The organism is Mycobacterium sp. Aquia_216, from assembly GCF_026723865.1.
Lineage (GTDB): Bacteria > Actinomycetota > Actinomycetes > Mycobacteriales > Mycobacteriaceae > Mycobacterium.
This window is the reverse complement of record NZ_CP113529.1, coordinates 4,563,624-4,580,958: the sequence shown is the minus strand read 5'-3', so window position 1 is coordinate 4,580,958 and position 17,335 is coordinate 4,563,624. Positions and strand designations below refer to the sequence as shown.

The window sequence follows — 17,335 nt, the reverse complement described above, 5'->3', positions numbered from 1 at the left end:
GCGGGACTCGATCAAGAGAGGGAAAGCCATGTCAGACACGCTTACTGAGGGACAGCAGCTGCAGCGGGGACAATCGTTGGCCTCCAGCAACGGGGCCTATACCCTCACGCTGCAAGACGACGGCAACCTCGTGCTGGCGGCGCGGGGCGAGGCGCTATGGGCAACCGCGACCAACGGTCAGGACGTGGTGCGCGCGGAGGTGCAGCGGGACGGCAACTTCGTGTTGTACACGTCGGACAAGCCGATCTGGCACACCGACACAAAGGGCAAGAAGGACGTCCGGCTCGTCCTTCAGGACGACTGCAACCTGGTGCTCTACGCCGCTGACGGACCGGCGTGGTCCAGCCACACGCACACCGACGGTCCGCCGCCCCCGCCGCCCGCGGCCGAGCCCGGCGCCCCGGATGTGACAACCGCCACGGCCGAGCCCGTGCCCGAACCGACGTCCGGGCCCGTCGACGGCGCCCCGGAACCCGTCGGCGAAGCCGCGCCCGGCCCCACTCCGCGCACGTACACCGTCGTCTCCGGCGACACGATGTGGGCCATCGCGGAGCGCTTCTACGGTGACGGGAGCAAGTATCAGGTGATCGCCGACGCCAGCGGAGTCGCCGATCCCGACCTGATCCATCCGGGCCAGGTGCTCACCATTCCCTGATTTGGGGCGGCCGAACCGAGTCAGACCGATCACGTGCGTGTTCGGGCGCTTACACGCGGGCCCGTCACGGTTCCTAGAATTGACCGGTGACCGCCAGCCGCAACTCCGCCGCCGACCTGCCCAAGTCGTGGGATCCCGGCGCGACGGAGACTGCGATCTATCAGAAGTGGCTGGATGCCGGCTACTTCAAGGCCGACCCAGCAAGCTCCAAGCCCGGGTACTCGATCGTGCTGCCGCCACCGAACGTCACGGGCAGCCTGCACATGGGCCACGCCCTGGAACACACGATGATGGATGCCCTGAGCCGCCGAAAGCGCATGCAGGGATACGAGGTGCTGTGGCAGCCGGGGATGGATCACGCCGGCATCGCGACCCAGAGTGTGGTGGAAAAGCAACTCGCGGTCGATGGCAAGACCAAGGAGGACTTCGGCCGGGAGCTCTTCGTCGACAAGGTGTGGGACTGGAAGCGTGAGTCCGGCGGCGCCATCGGTGGCCAGATGCGCCGTCTCGGTGATGGGGTCGATTGGGACCGCGACCGCTTCACGATGGACGAGGGTCTGTCCCGCGCGGTGCGGACGATCTTCAAACGGCTCTACGACGCGGGGCTGATCTATCAGGCCGAGCGACTCGTCAACTGGTCGCCGGTGCTCGAGACCGCCATCTCAGACCTCGAGGTCAACTACGTCGACGTCGAAGGCGAACTGGTGTCGTTCCGGTACGGCTCGCTGGACGACTCGCAACCGCACATCGTGGTCGCCACCACCCGGGTCGAGACGATGCTGGGCGACACCGCGGTCGCGGTGCACCCCGACGACGAGCGCTACCGAGACCTGGTCGGCACCACGCTGCCGCACCCGTTCATCGACCGGCAGCTCATCATCGTGGCCGACGAGCACGTCGACCCCGAATTCGGTACCGGTGCAGTCAAAGTCACGCCCGCTCACGACCCGAACGACTTCGAGATCGGGCTGCGCCACGAGTTGCCGATGATCTCGATCCTCGACACCAAGGGCCGGATCGTGGACACCGGTACGCAATTCGACGGCATGGACCGTTTCGAAGCTCGGGTCGCGGTTCGCGAGGCGCTGGCCGCGCAGGGGCGGGTGGTTCAGGAGAAACGGCCCTACCTGCACAGCGTCGGGCACTCGGAACGCAGCGGTGAGCCGATCGAGCCCCGGCTGTCGCTGCAGTGGTGGGTCAGGGTGGAATCGCTGGCCAAAGCCGCTGGTGACGCAGTGCGCAACGGGGACACCGTGATTCACCCCGCCAGCTTGGAGCCACGCTGGTTCGCCTGGGTGGATGACATGCACGACTGGTGCATCTCGCGTCAGTTGTGGTGGGGCCACCGCATCCCGATCTGGTATGGCCCCGATGGCGAGCAGGTGTGCGTCGGCCCGGACGAGACTCCGCCGGAGGGCTGGGAGCAAGACCCCGACGTGCTGGACACCTGGTTCTCGTCGGCGCTGTGGCCGTTCTCCACCTTGGGCTGGCCGTCGCGGACCTCTGAGCTGGAAAAATTCTATCCGACAAGCGTTTTGGTGACCGGATACGACATCCTGTTCTTCTGGGTGGCGCGGATGATGATGTTCGGCACATTTGTCGGCGGCGACGACGCGATCACGCTCGGCGGCACCCGCGGCCCGCAGGTGCCGTTCACCGACGTCTTCCTGCACGGGCTGATCCGCGACGAATTCGGTCGCAAGATGAGTAAGTCCAAGGGCAACGTGATCGACCCACTGGACTGGCTGGAGCTGTTCGGGGCCGACGCGTTGCGCTTCACGCTCGCTCGCGGCGCCAGTCCCGGCGGCGACCTCTCCGTCGGCGAGGACGCCGTGCGGGCTTCGCGCAATTTCGTTACCAAGCTGTTCAATGCGACCCGCTTCGCTTTGCTCAACGGAGCGCAGCTGGCACCGCTGCCGCCGCATGCCGAGCTGACCGATGCCGACCGGTGGATTTTGGGACGGTTGGAAGAGGTTCGTGCTGAGGCGGATTCGGCTTTTGACAGCTACGAGTTCAGCCGGGCCTGCGAAGCGCTCTATCACTTCGCGTGGGACGAATTCTGCGACTGGTACGTCGAAGTGGCGAAGGTGCAGCTTGCCGATGGGTTCACCCAGACCACCGCGGTACTGGCCGCGGTGCTCGACTCGCTGCTGCGGCTGCTGCATCCGGTCATCCCGTTCGTCACCGAGGCGCTGTGGCAAGCGTTGACCGGCGAAGAGTCCCTGGTGATCGCCGAGTGGCCGAAGCCGTCCGGTGTCAGCCTGGATCCTGTTGCAGCCCAGCGTGTTAGCGATATGCAACGGCTGGTGACCGAGGTGCGCAGATTCCGCAGCGACCAGGGTCTGGCGGACCGGCAGAAGGTGCCGGCCCGGTTGGCGGGTGTCGAGGACTGCGATCTGAGCGGTCAGGTGCCCGCGGTCACGTCGCTGGCTTGGCTCACCGCGCCGGGGCCGGACTTCGGGGCCTCGGTTTCCCTGGAGGTCCGGCTCAGCGGCGGCACTGTCGTCGTCGAACTCGACACGTCGGGCACCATCGACGTCGCCGCCGAGCGGCGCCGCCTCGAAAAGGAACTGGTCGCCGCACAGAAGGAATTAGCTTCCACCGCAGCTAAATTGGCCAACGCGGACTTCTTGGCCAAAGCACCGGAACCGGTCGTCACCAAGATCCGCGATCGTCAGCGACTGGCCCAAGAGGAAACCGACCGCATCACCACCAGGTTGGCGGGGCTGCAATGACCGAGCAGCCCGACTGGCTCGACCATCCCGAGGTCACCAGCGTGGCTCCGACACCAGACGAGATCGCGGCGCTTCTGCAGGTCGAGCACCTGCTGGACCAGCGCTGGCCCGAGACCAAGATCGAACCGAGCCTGACCCGGATCAGCGCCCTGATGGATCTGCTCGGCTCGCCTCAGCTCGGCTATCCGTCGATCCACGTCGCGGGCACCAACGGCAAAACGTCGGTGGTGCGAATGATCGACGCGCTGCTGACCGCGCTGCACCGGCGCACCGGCCGCACCACCAGCCCCCACCTGCAGTCGGCGGTCGAACGCATCGGGATCGACGGAAAGCCAATCAGTCCAGCACAATACGTGGCGACCTATCGCGAGATCGAACCGTTCGTGCAGATGGTCGACACACAGTCGCAGGCCGCGGGCGGTCCGGCGATGAGCAAGTTCGAGGTCCTCACCGCGATGGCGTTCGCGGCCTTCGCCGATGCGCCCGTCGAGGTCGCGGTCGTCGAAGTGGGAATGGGCGGTCGCTGGGATGCCACCAACGTGATCAACGCACCGGTCGCGGTGATCACCCCGATCGGCATCGACCACGTCGAATATCTCGGTGCGGACATCGCCGGAATCGCCGGCGAGAAAGCGGGCATCATCACCAAGGCCCCGGACGGCGCACCCGACACCGTCGCGGTCATCGCGCGGCAGGTGCCGGAGGTTACGGAAGTGCTTCTGGCACAGTCGATTCAAACCGAAGCTGCGGTCGCGCGCGAGGATTCGGAGTTCGCGGTGCTGGGCCGTCAGGTTGCGATCGGCGGGCAGGTGCTGCAGCTCCAAGGCCTGGGCGGGGTGTACTCCGACGTGTACCTGCCGCTGCACGGCGAACATCAGGCGCACAACGCGGTGGTGGCGCTCGCGGCGGTCGAGGCCTTCTTCGGCGCCGGCGCTCAGCGCCAACTCGACGTCGAGGCGGTGCGGGCCGGTTTCGCCGCCGTCACCAGCCCCGGCCGGCTGGAGCGCATGCGCAGCGCGCCCACGGTGTTCATCGACGCCGCGCACAATCCGGCCGGCGCGGCCGCGCTGGCGCAGACGCTGGACGGTGAATTCGACTTCCGATACCTGGTCGGGGTTCTCAGTGTGATGGCCGACAAGGACGTGGACGGCATCCTTGCCGCGCTGGAGCCGGCGTTCGATTCGGTGGTGGTGACCCACAACGGGTCGCCGCGGGCACTGGATGTCGAGTCGCTGGCACTCGTCGCTCAGCAGCGGTTCGGGCCTGACCGGGTGCTGACCGCTGAAAACCTGCGCGACGCCGTCGACGTCGCGACTGCGCTGGTCGACGACGCTGCGACCGACGGCGAGGCTGAGTCGTTTTCCGGCACCGGAATCGTGATCACCGGGTCGGTTGTCACCGCCGGTGCCGCGCGCACCTTGTTTGGTCGTGATCCGGAATGACCGACAGCGACCAGAATCCGCCACCGGCGGACCCTTGGAAGAGCTTCCGGGGAGTGATGGCCGCGACGCTGATCTTGGAGGCGATCGTGGTGCTGCTGGCCATCCCGGTGGTGGGTGCGGTCGGGGGCGGCCTGACCACGGCATCGCTGAGCTATCTGATCGGGCTTGCTACGCTGCTGATCCTGCTGTGCGGAGTGCAGGGCAGGCCTTGGGCGATCTGGGTGAACTTGGGCGTCCAACTCTTCGTCCTCGCCGGATTCGCGGTCTACGCGGGTGTGGGGTTCATCGGTGTGCTGTTTGCCGGACTGTGGCTCTTGATCGCGTACTTCCGTGCCGAGGTCCGGCGGCGGCAGGAGCACGGCCAAACACCGCCGGGCTGACCGCCGATCGGTTGGGTACGCTGACCGCCGTGACGGAACGGACCCTGGTACTGATCAAGCCCGACGGCGTCGAGCGCCGGCTGATCGGCGAGATCATCAGCCGCATCGAGCGCAAGGGCCTCGCCATCGTGGCTCTCGAGTTGCGCAATGTCAGCACTGAGCTGGCAACCCAGCACTACGCCGAGCACGAGGGCAAATCGTTCTTCGAGTCGCTGCTGGACTTCATCACGTCGGGGCCGGTCGTGGCGGCGATCGTGGAGGGACCGCGTGCGATTGCGGCGTTTCGGCAGATCGCAGGGGGTACGGACCCGGTGGAAAAGGCCACGCCCGGCACCATCCGCGGCGATTTCGGCCTGGAAACGCAGCTGAATCTGGTGCACGGATCCGATTCGATCGATTCGGCAAAGCGCGAAATCGCGCTATGGTTTCCCCGCGCTTAGGCTCCTGGCAACCGACCGCTCCAGGTCAGGCTCGTTTGGACCAGCGGCGTGATGTGGGATACTGACAGCGGGTGAACGTCGCCGGACCGGCGTCAGACACCCGAATGAAGACTTAGACAAGCGCGACCATTGCCAGCTCGCGATGTTGCGCCGCATGTCAGGCCGACATTCAGCACGGCGCCGAGTCGGTTCTAGCCGAATCGCTCGGGGCAAGACCATCACAAGACCGGGAGAAGTGACCCGGGCACATAGCGAAGCCCTCGCGTGGCCGCGTCGACGTGACGCGCCCGGGGGCTTGAGGAGAATACGTGATAGACGGTGACCAAACTTCAAACCCATCAACAGCGCCGGCCCAGGCCCAGGATGACCTGCCGGACCGACTGAGAGTCCATTCGCTGGCCCGAGCGCTGGGAACCACCAGCAAGCGAGTGCTGGACGCACTGAGCGCCCTGGATGGACGAATCCGCAGCGCGCATTCCGGCGTGGACTACGAGGACGCGATCCGAGTGCGTGACCTGCTGTCGGCCCGGCCGCCGGAGAACTTCGTGGCCTTCAGCAGCGCCGAAGTCGCCACGCCTGGCGAACCCGAGTCCCGGTTGATGCTGGAGACCGCGATAGACCGCCCGGCCTATATGCCGCTGTTCGTCGCGCCGCAGCCGGTCGCGGCCGAGGTTGGCACCCGCGCTGACGACGACACCGACGCCGACACCGACGATGCCGACGGTGACGATGACGACGACGATCAGGCCGATCGGCCCGCTAACCGGCGGCGGCGCCGGGGCCGGCGGGGACGTGGACGGGGCCGCGGTGAACAGGGCGGATCCGACCAGGACGACGACGGCGAGACCGAGCAGCGCGGCTCGAAATCCGCCGACTCGGATGACTCTGACGATGACGACCAGGATGACGCCGATGACGGTGACGGCCCCGATGACGGTGGGTCGGACGGCGGTAGTCGGCGTCGTCGTAGGCGCCGTCGGCGTAAGTCGGGTTCGGTTGACGACAACGACGAGGCCTCGTCGCCCGATGATCCGCCGAACACCGTGGTGCACGAGCGAGCACCACGCGGCAAAGGCGGCTCCTCCGACGACGGCGGCCGGGGCAGCAACGGCTCGAGCAATGCCGAGATCAAGGGCATAGACGGGTCGACGCGGCTGGAGGCTAAGCGGCAACGTCGCCGGGACGGGCGTGACGCCGGACGGCGCCGCCCACCGGTGCTGACCGAGGCCGAATTCCTGGCGCGCCGTGAGGCCGTCGAACGGGTCATGGTGGTGCGCGACCGGGTCCGCACCGAGCCGCCGCATCCGGGTGCTCGCTACACGCAGATCGCCGTGCTCGAAGACGGCATCGTCGTCGAGCATTTCGTCACGTCGGCGGCATCTGCGTCACTGGTCGGCAACATCTACCTCGGCATCGTCCAGAACGTGCTGCCGTCGATGGAGGCCGCCTTCGTCGACATCGGCCGCGGCCGCAACGGCGTGCTCTACGCCGGCGAAGTCAACTGGGAAGCCGCGGGGCTGGGCGGGGCCGAACGCAAGATCGAAAAGGCTCTCAAGCCCGGCGACTACGTCGTCGTCCAGGTCAGCAAGGACCCGGTCGGACACAAGGGCGCGCGGCTGACCACCCAGGTGTCGTTGGCCGGCCGATACCTGGTTTATGTGCCCGGCGCGTCGTCGACCGGGATCAGCCGCAAGCTGCCCGACACCGAACGCCAGCGGCTCAAGGAGATCCTGCGTGAGGTGGTGCCGTCGAACGCGGGCGTGATCATCCGCACTGCGTCCGAGGGCGTCAAGGAAGACGACATCCGCGGCGACGTCACCCGTTTGCAGGAGCGGTGGGCGCAGATCGATGCGAAGGCGGTCGAGACCAAGGCGAAGGCCGCCGGCGCTGCGGTGGCGCTCTACGAAGAGCCCGACGTGCTGGTCAAGGTCATCCGCGACTTGTTCAACGAGGACTTCGCGGGCCTCATCGTCTCCGGCGACGAGGCTTGGAGCACCATCAACGAGTACGTGAATTCCGTTGCACCCGACCTGGTTTCGAAGCTGACCAAGTACGAGCCCCCCGCCGGAGCCGACGGCCAGCCCGGGCCGGACGTGTTCGCCGTGCATCGCATCGACGAGCAACTAGCCAAGGCGATGGAGCGCAAGGTGTGGCTGCCCTCGGGCGGCACGCTGGTCATCGACCGCACCGAGGCGATGACGATCGTCGACGTCAACACCGGCAAGTTCACCGGGTCCGGAGGCAACCTCGAGCAGACGGTCACCAAGAACAACCTCGAGGCTGCCGAGGAGACCGTGCGCCAGCTGCGGCTGCGCGACATCGGCGGCATCGTGGTCATCGACTTCATCGACATGGTGCTGGAATCCAACCGCGACTTGGTGCTGCGCAGGCTGACGGAGGCATTGGCCCGCGATCGCACCCGCCACCAGGTCTCGGAGGTGACGTCCCTGGGTCTGGTTCAGCTGACCCGCAAGCGGCTGGGCACCGGGCTGATCGAGGCTTTTTCGACCACGTGTCCAAACTGTGGCGGGCGCGGTCTGCTGCTGCACGGTGACCCGGTCGACTCCGCTCCGGCGAACGCGCGCAAGCCGGAGTCCGGTGGGCGCCGCGGAAAGCGGTCGAAGAGGAACCGATCCGACGAGCAATCCGAGCAGTCCGTCGTGGCCAAGGTGCCCGTGCATGCGCCGGGCGAACATCCGATGTTCAAGGCGATGGCCACCCGCGAGAACGGCGAGGCCGACGAGACCGGTGAGGAAATCACCACCGAGATCGACGAGCAGACCAAGGTGCCGGTTCCCACTGACCTGGAGGACGCCGACTCCGATGACTTCGAGGACGACGACACCGATCAGGACACCGACGACGTCGACGAGGAGGACGCGGTAGACGAGGACCTCGACGATGAGGATCTCGACGACGAAGATCTCGACGACGACGACGACGACGACGAGGACGAGGACGAGGACGAGGATCTCGACGACGAGGACCTCGATGGCGACGAGGACTCCGACGACGGGAACGGCGACGCCGACGATTCCGCTAACGGGTCAGATTTTGGACGTCCGCGCCGGCGCCGCGCGGCCGGCCGGCCGGCCGGTCCGCCCATCCACGCGGAGTAACCGGAGTCAGCACCTGGCGCCGCTCGTCCTCGGGCTCGTCGATCATGGTCAGCTCGCCGAGGGGATCCCTGTAGATTTCCGGGCATAATCTCTCGCTTCACATATGGGCGTAGTGGTACCGCGTTGCCGATCTCGCGGCACCACTCAACAATGGCGACCGCAGAGTCTTTCGGATCCTGGCAGTCGAGGAACCACTGAGGCCGCGTGAGGGAACTATCACCTATTCGTGCAGCAGACCCGAGCCGCTATCGACGACCATGCGCGTGTCGGTCCCGACTGTGATGCTGCTGGTCGGAACGGTGCCAGTTTGGCTGGACGGGATGGAGGGCCGACGCTGCCGGCGGGCGTGTAGTTGACGGCTGGGTGCGTTTATCTTCCGCTCGCGGTAGTGGGTGTGGGAGGTGGCGCTGGCGGTGGCTGGACCTGCGCGCGGCCGCACAGCGCCTGCTGAAATAACGTGAGGGGGGCCATTCAAACTGACCGGCGGCCGCCCACAGTGCCGGTTTGACCCTGTAGCCGCTGGTCACGTACCCTTGGACAGTTGTCGTCAAGCCGGGCGGCTGACTTCGGCCGACGACAGCGGGACTCCCGGGCAACCGGCGCAGACCCGCAACCCAGACCCAGCACGCGCATCGCAGCTTGCACGCGCGCGGAAGACGTGAGGAAGAGGCAGGAGCAACGATGGCGACCTACGCAATCGTCAAGACCGGTGGCAAGCAGTACAAGGTCGCCGTTGGTGACGTCGTCAAGGTCGAGAAGCTCGAATCGGACCCCGGAGCCAAGGTGTCGCTGCCGGTCGCGCTCGTGGTTGACGGTGCCACCGTCACCACCGACGCGCAGGCGCTGGCCAAGGTCGCGGTGACCGGCGAGGTGCTCGAGCACACCAAGGGTCCGAAGATCCGTATCCACAAGTTCAAGAACAAGACCGGCTACCACAAGCGTCAGGGGCACCGTCAGCAGCTGACGGTCCTGAAGGTCACCGGAATCAAGTGATGAGCCACCAGGCGAAGAACAGACAATACTGAGCGGAGACCAACAAGATGGCACACAAGAAGGGCGCTTCCAGCTCGCGCAACGGTCGCGACTCCGCCGCCCAGCGGCTCGGCGTCAAGCGGTTCGGCGGCCAGGTCGTCAAGGCCGGCGAGATCATCGTTCGCCAGCGTGGCACCAAGTTCCACCCCGGCACCAACGTGGGCCGTGGCGGCGACGACACGTTGTTCGCCAAGGAAGCCGGCGCCGTGGAGTTCGGTCTCAAGCGCGGGCGTAAGACCGTCAACATCGTCGCGGCCGGCCAGACCGCCGACTGAGCGTCGCGGGTGCGCATTCACCCGTGATTAAGGGGAGCCCCGATGCCTCGGTTTGTCGATCGGGTCGTCATCCACGCGCGGGCGGGTTCCGGCGGTAACGGCTGCGCGTCTGTCCATCGCGAGAAGTTCAAGCCGCTCGGCGGCCCCGACGGTGGCAATGGCGGTCGCGGCGGCAGCATCGTCTTCGTCGTTGACTCCGCCGTACACACGCTGCTGGACTTCCATTTCCGTCCGCATGTCACCGCGCCCGCGGGCAAGCAGGGGATGGGCAGCAACCGTGACGGCGCCGCCGGTGCGGACCTGGAAGTCAAGGTCCCTGACGGCACCGTCGTGCTGGACGAAAATGGTCGGCTGCTGGCCGATTTGGTCGGTGTGGGCACCCGCTTCGAAGCCGCCGCAGGCGGCCGCGGGGGTCTGGGCAACGCGGCGCTCGCGTCCCGTGCCCGTAAGGCCCCCGGCTTTGCACTGCTGGGTGAGCCCGGCCAGACTCGCGACCTCACTCTCGAGCTCAAGACCGTCGCCGACGCCGGGCTGGTCGGTTTTCCGTCTGCGGGGAAATCGTCGCTGGTATCGGTGATTTCGGCGGCAAAACCCAAGGTCGCGGACTATCCGTTCACCACGCTGGTTCCCAATCTGGGTGTCGTCTCGGCCGGCGAGCAATCGTTCACCGTCGCCGACGTCCCCGGTTTGATCCCGGGTGCTTCCGAGGGCCGCGGCCTGGGGCTCGATTTCCTGAGGCATATCGAGCGCTGCGCGGTGCTGGTGCATGTCGTCGACTGCGCCACTGCCGATCCCGGTCGCGACCCGATCTCCGACATCGATGCGCTGGAAGCCGAACTCGCCGCATATACGCCCACCTTGCAGGGGGACGCGGCGCTGGTCGACCTGGCCGAGCGGCCACGGGCGGTGGTGCTCAACAAGATTGACGTGCCGGAGGCGCGTGAGCTCGCCGAGTTCGTCCGCGACGAGATCGCCGCGCGTGGCTGGCCAGTATTCCTGGTGTCGACGGCAACCCGGGAAGGCGTGCAGCCGTTGATCTTTGGGCTCTGGAAGATGATTTCGGAGTACAACGCGGCTCGCCCTGCCCCGGTAGCGCGACGCCCGGTGATCCGTCCGGTGCCCGTCGACGACAGCGGTTTCACCGTCGAGTCCGACGGCGAGGGCGGCTTCGTCGTCACCGGGGCACGCCCCGAGCGCTGGATCGGCCAGACGAACTTCGACAACGACGAAGCGGTGGGCTATCTCGCCGACCGCCTGGCGCGCCTCGGCGTCGAGGAGGAGCTGCTGCGGTTGGGCGCGCAACCCGGCTGCGCGGTGACCATCGGCGAGATGACATTCGACTGGGAGCCGCAAACGCCTGCGGGCGTTCAGGTTCCATTGACCGGCCGGGGCACCGACGCGCGGCTGGAACGCACCGAGCGCGTCGGTGCCGACGAGCGCAAGGCCGCGCGGCGCCGGCGCCGCGAACGCGGAGACGAGTTGTGAGCGCCCACCGCGACGCCATCCGCACCGCGCGCAGTCTGGTCGTCAAGATCGGGACCAACGCGCTGACCACGTCGTCCGGCGTGTTCGACGGGGGCCGACTGGCCGGCCTGGCCGATGCGATCGAGGCTCGGATGAAGGCGGGCACCGATGTCGTCATCGTGTCCTCGGGTGCCATCGCCGCCGGTATCGAGCCGCTCGGATTATCCCGTCGGCCAAAGGATTTGGCGACCAAGCAAGCCGCGGCGAGCGTCGGCCAGGTCGCGCTGGTGAACGCGTGGAGTGCCGCGTTTTCCCGGTATAGCCGCACGGTCGGGCAGGTGCTGCTGAGCGCGCACGACATTTCGATGCGGGCCCAGCACACCAACGCGCAGCGCACCCTGGACCGACTGCGCGCGCTGCACGCGGTGGCGATCGTCAACGAAAACGACACCGTGGCTACCAACGAGATCCGGTTCGGCGACAACGACCGACTTTCGGCGCTGGTGGCTCACCTGGTGGGCGCCGAGGCCCTGGTGCTGCTCTCCGACATCGACGGGCTCTACGACACTGATCCGCGAAAGACCAAGGGCGCACGCTTCATTCCCGAGGTGGCCGCGTCGTCGGATCTCGTTGGCGTGGTGGCCGGCCCGGGAAGCGCACTGGGCACCGGGGGAATGGCGTCAAAGATGTCCTCGGCGCTGCTGGCCGCCGACGCCGGCGTGCCGGTGCTGCTGGCCGCGGCTTCGGATGCCGCGACGGCGCTCACCGACGCCTCGTCGGGCACGGTGTTCGCCGCCCGGCCCGTGCGGATGTCGGCCCGCCGCTTCTGGGTGCGTTACGCCGCCGAGGCCACCGGCTCGCTGAGCCTCGATGCGGGGGCGGTGCGCGCGGTGGTGCAGCAACGCCGCTCGCTGCTGGCCGCGGGCATCAGCGCGGTGTCGGGCCGGTTCTACGCCGGAGACGTCGTCGAACTGAGCGGACCCGACGCGACGGTGGTGGCTCGTGGCGTGGTCGCCTACGACGCCGCCGAACTCGCGACCATGATGGGCCGGTCCACCTCCGAGCTGCCCGACGAGCTGCGCCGGCCCGCGGTGCATGCCGACGACCTGGTCGCGGTCTGACGTGTCAGCCCGCCGACTGCGGCCTGAGATACAAAGTGGCCCAGATGATTTCGGCCAACGTTGTGGCCAGTTCGGCATCGTAGGAGTCCGGCGCCCCCGGCAGATTCTGCTGGCATGCCCGCTCGGCCATCCAGGTCAGCGCGCTGGCCGTGCTGGCAGCGGGTAATTCCGGGCGGATCGAGCCGTCGGACTGGCCGTCTTCGATCACCCGGGTCAGGCGCGCGGTGATCGCGGTCAACAGATTGCGGTATGTCGCGCCAACCACCGGGTCGTAGGCGGCCATTTCGTTCAGTGCGACGAGCACCGGCTGATGGCGGCGATAGCTGGCGACGAGGCCCGTCATTGCCGCGCGCACGTCGGCGGGATCGTGCCGCCCCGCCACGCTCCACCAGCGATTCGCGCTCTCGGCCAGATCGGCGAACACCTGGCCGGCGAGCCGGCGCAGCAGATGGCCCTTGTCCTCGAAATAGATGTAGAAGCTCGCCCGCGAGATACCGGCCTCGGTCGATAGCCGGTCCACGCTGAGCTCGGTGAAACTAGACCCGCCGTGCATCAGGCGCTCGGTGGCGTCGAGCAGCCGGCGCTCCATCTCCTCGCGCCGCTGCTGGCGCGTGGACTCCCGCCTGGGCTGCGGTTTGCGGGTGACCGACGGCATTGTCCGAGCATAACCGACCATTCAACATATTGACTAGACATAGCGTCTAGGCATACTGTTCGACACAGTTCACGACTGGCTACCAGGTGATGGAGGACCAACGATGGCAGTGCTGACCGGGCGGTCCAGCCGTCCTCGTGCCTACGACGCGATTGACCTGTCCTCACGGGCGTTCTGGTCGACGACGGCCGCCGACCGAGAACGCTCGTTTGCCGTGCTGCGGGCCGAGCGGCCGGTGAGCTGGCATCCCCCGGTCGAAGATTCGTTGATGCCCGATCCCGACGATCCTGGCTACTGGGCGGTGACCCGGCGCGCGGACATCGTCGCGGTCAGCCGCGATAGCGAGGTGTTCCTCTCCGGTAAGGGAGTGATGTTCGAGAGCATTCCGGTGGAACTGCTCGAGGCATCGCAATCCTTCCTGGCGATGGACCCGCCCCGGCACACCAAGTTGCGCAAGCTCGCCCACGCCGCATTCACGCCACGGCAGGTGCGCCGCATCGAGGAATCGATCCAGGCGAATGCCAAGGCCATCGTCGAGGAGCTTCGCGATGCCGGTAGCGGTGCGGATTTCGTCGATCACTGTGCCAAGGAACTGCCCATCCGCACGCTGTCGGACATGGTGGGGATTCCGGATTCCGAGCGCGAGCGCATGGCCCACGCCACCGACGCGCTGGTGTCGTGGGCCGATCCCGACTTCCTCAATGGGCGCCCGGCGCTGGAGGTCATCTTCGAGCATCAGATGTACCTGCACCAGGTCATCGGCACGCTGGCCGCCGAACGCCGCGAGAACCCGGGCGACGACCTGATCAGCAGCCTGGTGCACGCGGAGGTGGACGGTGACCGGCTGACCGACGCGGAGGTCGCCGCCTTCTTCGTGTTGCTCTCGGTGGCCGGCAATGACACCACACGGCAGACCATGAGCCACACCATGAAGGCCCTCACCGACTTCCCGGACCAAAGGGCTTGGCTGCTGGCCGATTACGAGAACAGGATCGGCGCGGCGGTCGAGGAGTTCGTGCGGTGGGCGACGCCCGTCATGACCTTCCGCCGCACGGCGGCAACCGATTTCGAGCTCGGCGGCCAGGCCATCGCGGCGGGGGAGAAGGTGGTGATGTTCTATCCGTCCGGCAACTGGGACACCGAGGCGTTCGAACATCCGGACCGATTCGACCTGAGCCGCAGCCCCAATCCGCACGTCGGCTTCGGCGGCGGCGGACTGCATTTCTGCCTCGGCGCGCATGTGGCACGTGCGCAGCTGCGTGCGATCTTCGGTGAGCTGCTGAGTCAGCTACCCGACATTCAGGCAACCGACGCGACGTATGTGGCGGGCAATTTCGTGCACGCCGTCCGCAGCCTGCCCTGTACGTTCTAGCGCAATGCCAGCGGCGCCAGCTCGTCGCACAGCAGCACCAGCAATTCGGAACACCCACCGTCGAGCTTGACGGCGGCCAGGTCATCGCCACGGGTGGGGCCGCGGTTGACGATGGCGACCGGGATCCCGCGCGCCGCGGCATGCCGCACGAACCGGTAGCCCGAGAACACGGTCAGCGACGAGCCCGCGACCAGCAGCGCCTCTGCCTGATCGACCAATGAAAAAGACTGCGCCACAATACCTTTAGGAACATTTTCACCGAAGTAAACGATGTCGGGTTTGAGCATGCCGGCGCAACGTGGGCAGTCGAGATAGTGGAACGACATGGTGTCGGCGACGACGGCGTCGGCGTCTGGAGCCACCGCCAAGCCACCGATCGCCTCGGCGCGCTCGATGAATCCCGGGTTCAGTGCCTCGAGCTTTTCGGCCAGTGCGGCGCGGCTCATGGTGTGTCCGCAGCTCAAGCAGATCACCTGCGCGTAGGTGCCGTGCAGATTGATCACGTTCGAGCTGCCCGCCTTGGTGTGCAGCAGGTCGACGTTCTGGGTGATCACGCCGGTCACCACCCCGGCGTGTTCCAGCGCGGCCAGCGCCCGGTGCCCCGCATTGGGTTGGGTGTCGGCCATGTGCCGCCAGCCGACGTGGTTGCGCGCCCAATAACGCTGGCGGAATGCCGCATCCGAGGTGAACTGTTGGATGGTCATCGGGTTGCTCGGCGGCGAATCAGGCCCCCGGTAGTCGGGAATGCCCGAGTCGGTGGAGATTCCCGCGCCCGTCAGCACCGCGATCCGGCGTCCGGCCAATAGCGCGACTAGCTCCGGAGACTCAGGGCGCGCGGTCACGTATTCGAGAGTACGGATCTAACCGGCGCAATACGCCGACGCGGTCCGAGAACCGTGGGGTAGTCAATCCGGGAGAGTATGGCGCCGGCATGGATCGTCCGTGGCGCAAAACCGCCACGGACAGCGCGCACACTCACTGATCACGGCCTAGAAGGTCACAGTGCCGCTGCAGCGGCCTCGGCGACGGCCTGGTCCTGCTCGCCGCTGCCGCCACTGACACCGACGGCACCTATTACCCGGCCATCTTGGCGCAGCGGCACCCCGCCGGCGAAGATCATCACCCTGCCACCGTTGGAAGCGTGGATGCCGAAGAATTGGCCGCCAGGACCGGCATTGCGAGCTAAATCGCACGTGGACGTGTCGAAGGCCCGGGCCGTGAACGCCTTGTTGATCGAGACATCAACACTGCCCAGCCATGCCCCGTCCATCCGGATATGGGCAACTAGGTTTCCGCCGGCGTCGACGACAGCGATGTTCGATGGTTGGCCGGCCTCTTCCGCTTTGGCCTGCCCCGCAGCGATCACTCGCTGCGCGTCGGCCAGCGAGACTGACACTTGCTGTAGCGTCACAACCCACTACCGTTCTTCGTGCCGGGCAAGGTATTCCCGCTTTGCTCACCGCTCACGAGTTGCGGCTTGAGCACAACCTTGGTCCAGCCGTTATCTCGCGCGTCGAAATGCCGGTAGGCATTCGGGGCTTCCGAGAGTGGTAATTGGTGGGAGATGATCCACGACGGCTTGGCCTTGCCATGGTGGATCAGATCCCGGAGCGCGCGGTTGTAGTGCTTGATATTGGCTTGACCGGTTGCCATCCGTTGACCCTTGAACCAAAACTCGCCCATCTCGAAGGTGATGCGTCCCTTCTCTTTGTCGTCGTCAGAAGCGCCGGGGTCTTCGGGCAGGTACAGGCCGACCACGCCTATCCCGCCGGTGAACTTCACCGCTCTAACAAGATCATTGAGCACCATCGCCGGATCCTCGTCGCCCTGCGGGTCGTGTGCCTGATAACCGATGCACTCGCAGCCGCAGTCGGCGCCCTTGCCATCGGTGTGATCGAGGACCTGCTCCACGGCGGGCCCTTTGGAGTCGTCGATCGCAATGACGCCGATCTGCTCGGCCAGCTCGAGCCGGTCCGGTTGGCGGTCGACGATCATCACCTTGCCCGCGCCCTTGATCACGGCTGAATAGGCGGCCATCAGTCCGACCGGGCCGGCGCCGTAGACGACCACGGAGTCACCGGGGCGCATCCCGGCAAGCTCAGTGCAGTGCCAGCCTGTCGGGAAGATGTCCGAGAGCATGACGTAGTCGTTTTCTTTTTCCGCCGCGTCATCGGGAAGCTTGAGGCAGTTGGAGTCGCCAAAAGGCACCCGCAGGTATTCGGCCTGTCCACCGTTGTAGGGCCCCATTCCGGCGAAACCGTACGCAGCCCCGGCCATGTCGGGCGATGGGCTGGTCGTTAGGCAGTAGGCCGTCAGACCCGCTTCGCAGTTGCGACAGAAGCCGCAGCTGATGTTGAACGGAAGGCACACCCGGTCTCCCTCTTTGACCGAGACGACAGCGGACCCAACCGCCACCACTTCGCCCAGGTTTTCGTGGCCGAGCACCAGTCCGCTATCCAATGCGGTGCGGCCCTCGTACATGTGCAGGTCCGAGCCGCAGATGTTTGTGGTGGTGATCCGCACGATCACGTCAGTCGGATGCTGGATCGTCGGGTCGGGTACATCCTCGACCCGCACATCCTTAGGGCCCTCGTAGACAACAGCTTTCATGGCTTACCCCTTTTTCGATGGCTTTCATCTGTGCA

15 protein-coding genes are annotated in these 17,335 nt (G+C 66.6%); 11 read left to right on the top strand and 4 right to left on the bottom strand.

Going from position 1 to position 17,335, the window contains the following annotated elements:
* The first annotated feature begins 28 nt into the window (after positions 1–28).
* The 10 genes from OK015_RS21360 (at position 29) to proB (ending at position 12,663) form a co-directional block, all read left to right on the top strand.
* Positions 29–655, top strand: a complete 627-nt coding sequence (locus OK015_RS21360) for a LysM peptidoglycan-binding domain-containing protein (protein ID WP_268125959.1) — start codon at positions 29–31, stop codon at positions 653–655.
* An 86-nt stretch (positions 656–741) separates the two neighbouring features.
* Positions 742–3,390, top strand: a complete 2,649-nt coding sequence (locus OK015_RS21355) for a valine--tRNA ligase (RefSeq protein ID WP_268125958.1) — start codon at positions 742–744, stop codon at positions 3,388–3,390.
* Positions 3,387–4,832, top strand: coding sequence for a bifunctional tetrahydrofolate synthase/dihydrofolate synthase (gene folC, locus OK015_RS21350; RefSeq protein WP_268125957.1), 1,446 nt, complete (start codon positions 3,387–3,389; stop codon positions 4,830–4,832). Before OK015_RS21355 ends, folC begins: the two co-directional genes overlap by 4 nt.
* Positions 4,829–5,212, top strand: coding sequence for a DUF4233 domain-containing protein (locus OK015_RS21345; protein WP_268125956.1), 384 nt, complete (start codon positions 4,829–4,831; stop codon positions 5,210–5,212). Before folC ends, OK015_RS21345 begins: the two co-directional genes overlap by 4 nt.
* A 29-nt stretch (positions 5,213–5,241) precedes the next feature.
* Positions 5,242–5,652: a nucleoside-diphosphate kinase gene (ndk, locus tag OK015_RS21340; protein ID WP_268125954.1), complete on the top strand. Its 411-nt coding sequence runs from the start codon at positions 5,242–5,244 to the stop codon at positions 5,650–5,652.
* Between the two features lie 308 nt (positions 5,653–5,960).
* Positions 5,961–8,771, top strand: a complete 2,811-nt coding sequence (locus OK015_RS21335) for an Rne/Rng family ribonuclease (RefSeq protein WP_268125953.1) — start codon at positions 5,961–5,963, stop codon at positions 8,769–8,771.
* A gap of 681 nt (positions 8,772–9,452) precedes the next feature.
* The gene (rplU, locus tag OK015_RS21330) at positions 9,453–9,764 is read left to right on the top strand and encodes a 50S ribosomal protein L21 (RefSeq protein WP_268125951.1); all 312 of its coding nucleotides are present in this window, start codon (positions 9,453–9,455) and stop codon (positions 9,762–9,764) included.
* Positions 9,765–9,811: 47 nt separating this feature from the next.
* Entirely contained in the window at positions 9,812–10,078 is a 267-nt protein-coding gene (gene rpmA / locus OK015_RS21325) for a 50S ribosomal protein L27 (RefSeq protein ID WP_268125950.1), read from the top strand.
* A gap of 42 nt (positions 10,079–10,120) precedes the next feature.
* On the top strand, positions 10,121–11,563 hold the full coding sequence (obgE, locus tag OK015_RS21320) for a GTPase ObgE (protein WP_268125949.1): 1,443 nt from the start codon (positions 10,121–10,123) through the stop codon (positions 11,561–11,563).
* Entirely contained in the window at positions 11,560–12,663 is a 1,104-nt protein-coding gene (gene proB, locus OK015_RS21315; protein ID WP_268125948.1) for a glutamate 5-kinase, read from the top strand. The genes obgE and proB overlap by 4 nt, the downstream gene beginning before the upstream one ends.
* A gap of 4 nt (positions 12,664–12,667) precedes the next feature.
* Here the strand turns inward: proB and OK015_RS21310 are convergent, their stop codons facing one another.
* Positions 12,668–13,318 carry a TetR/AcrR family transcriptional regulator gene (locus tag OK015_RS21310; protein WP_268125947.1) on the bottom strand — a complete coding sequence of 217 codons (651 nt, stop codon included), beginning with the start codon at positions 13,316–13,318 and terminating at the stop codon, positions 12,668–12,670.
* A gap of 103 nt (positions 13,319–13,421) precedes the next feature.
* Between OK015_RS21310 and OK015_RS21305 the strand changes: the two genes are divergently transcribed.
* Complete coding sequence (locus tag OK015_RS21305) at positions 13,422–14,690, top strand: cytochrome P450 (RefSeq protein WP_268125946.1); 1,269 nt, start codon at positions 13,422–13,424, stop codon at positions 14,688–14,690.
* On the opposite strand, the gene OK015_RS21300 is transcribed toward OK015_RS21305, so the two are convergent.
* The 3 genes from OK015_RS21300 to OK015_RS21290 all read right to left on the bottom strand — a co-directional run bounded on the left by OK015_RS21300 (position 14,687) and on the right by OK015_RS21290 (position 17,300).
* Complete coding sequence (locus OK015_RS21300) at positions 14,687–15,532, bottom strand: SIR2 family NAD-dependent protein deacylase (protein WP_268125944.1); 846 nt, start codon at positions 15,530–15,532, stop codon at positions 14,687–14,689. The two genes, OK015_RS21305 and OK015_RS21300, sit on opposite strands and share 4 nt — an antisense overlap.
* 155 nt (positions 15,533–15,687) lie before the next feature.
* A complete protein-coding gene (locus OK015_RS21295) occupies positions 15,688–16,101 on the bottom strand; it encodes a GlcG/HbpS family heme-binding protein (protein ID WP_268125943.1) in 414 nt (137 codons plus the stop codon).
* On the bottom strand, positions 16,098–17,300 hold the full coding sequence (locus tag OK015_RS21290; RefSeq protein ID WP_268125942.1) for a glutathione-independent formaldehyde dehydrogenase: 1,203 nt from the start codon (positions 17,298–17,300) through the stop codon (positions 16,098–16,100). Before OK015_RS21290 ends, OK015_RS21295 begins: the two co-directional genes overlap by 4 nt.
* Between the last annotated feature and the right edge of the window lie 35 nt (positions 17,301–17,335).

Excerpts from the sequence above, each read along its gene's own strand:
- OK015_RS21305 (WP_268125946.1), top strand. The coding sequence starts at position 13,422 with ATGGCAGTGCTGACCGGGCGGTCCAGCCGTCCTCGTGCCTACGACGCG.
- OK015_RS21310 (WP_268125947.1), bottom strand. The coding sequence starts at position 13,318 with ATGCCGTCGGTCACCCGCAAACCGCAGCCCAGGCGGGAGTCCACGCGC.
- OK015_RS21290 (WP_268125942.1), bottom strand. The coding sequence starts at position 17,300 with ATGAAAGCTGTTGTCTACGAGGGCCCTAAGGATGTGCGGGTCGAGGAT.
- OK015_RS21345 (WP_268125956.1), top strand. The coding sequence starts at position 4,829 with ATGACCGACAGCGACCAGAATCCGCCACCGGCGGACCCTTGGAAGAGC.
- obgE (WP_268125949.1), top strand. The coding sequence starts at position 10,121 with ATGCCTCGGTTTGTCGATCGGGTCGTCATCCACGCGCGGGCGGGTTCC.
- rplU (WP_268125951.1), top strand. The coding sequence starts at position 9,453 with ATGGCGACCTACGCAATCGTCAAGACCGGTGGCAAGCAGTACAAGGTC.
- rpmA (WP_268125950.1), top strand. The coding sequence starts at position 9,812 with ATGGCACACAAGAAGGGCGCTTCCAGCTCGCGCAACGGTCGCGACTCC.
- folC (WP_268125957.1), top strand. The coding sequence starts at position 3,387 with ATGACCGAGCAGCCCGACTGGCTCGACCATCCCGAGGTCACCAGCGTG.
- OK015_RS21360 (WP_268125959.1), top strand. The coding sequence starts at position 29 with ATGTCAGACACGCTTACTGAGGGACAGCAGCTGCAGCGGGGACAATCG.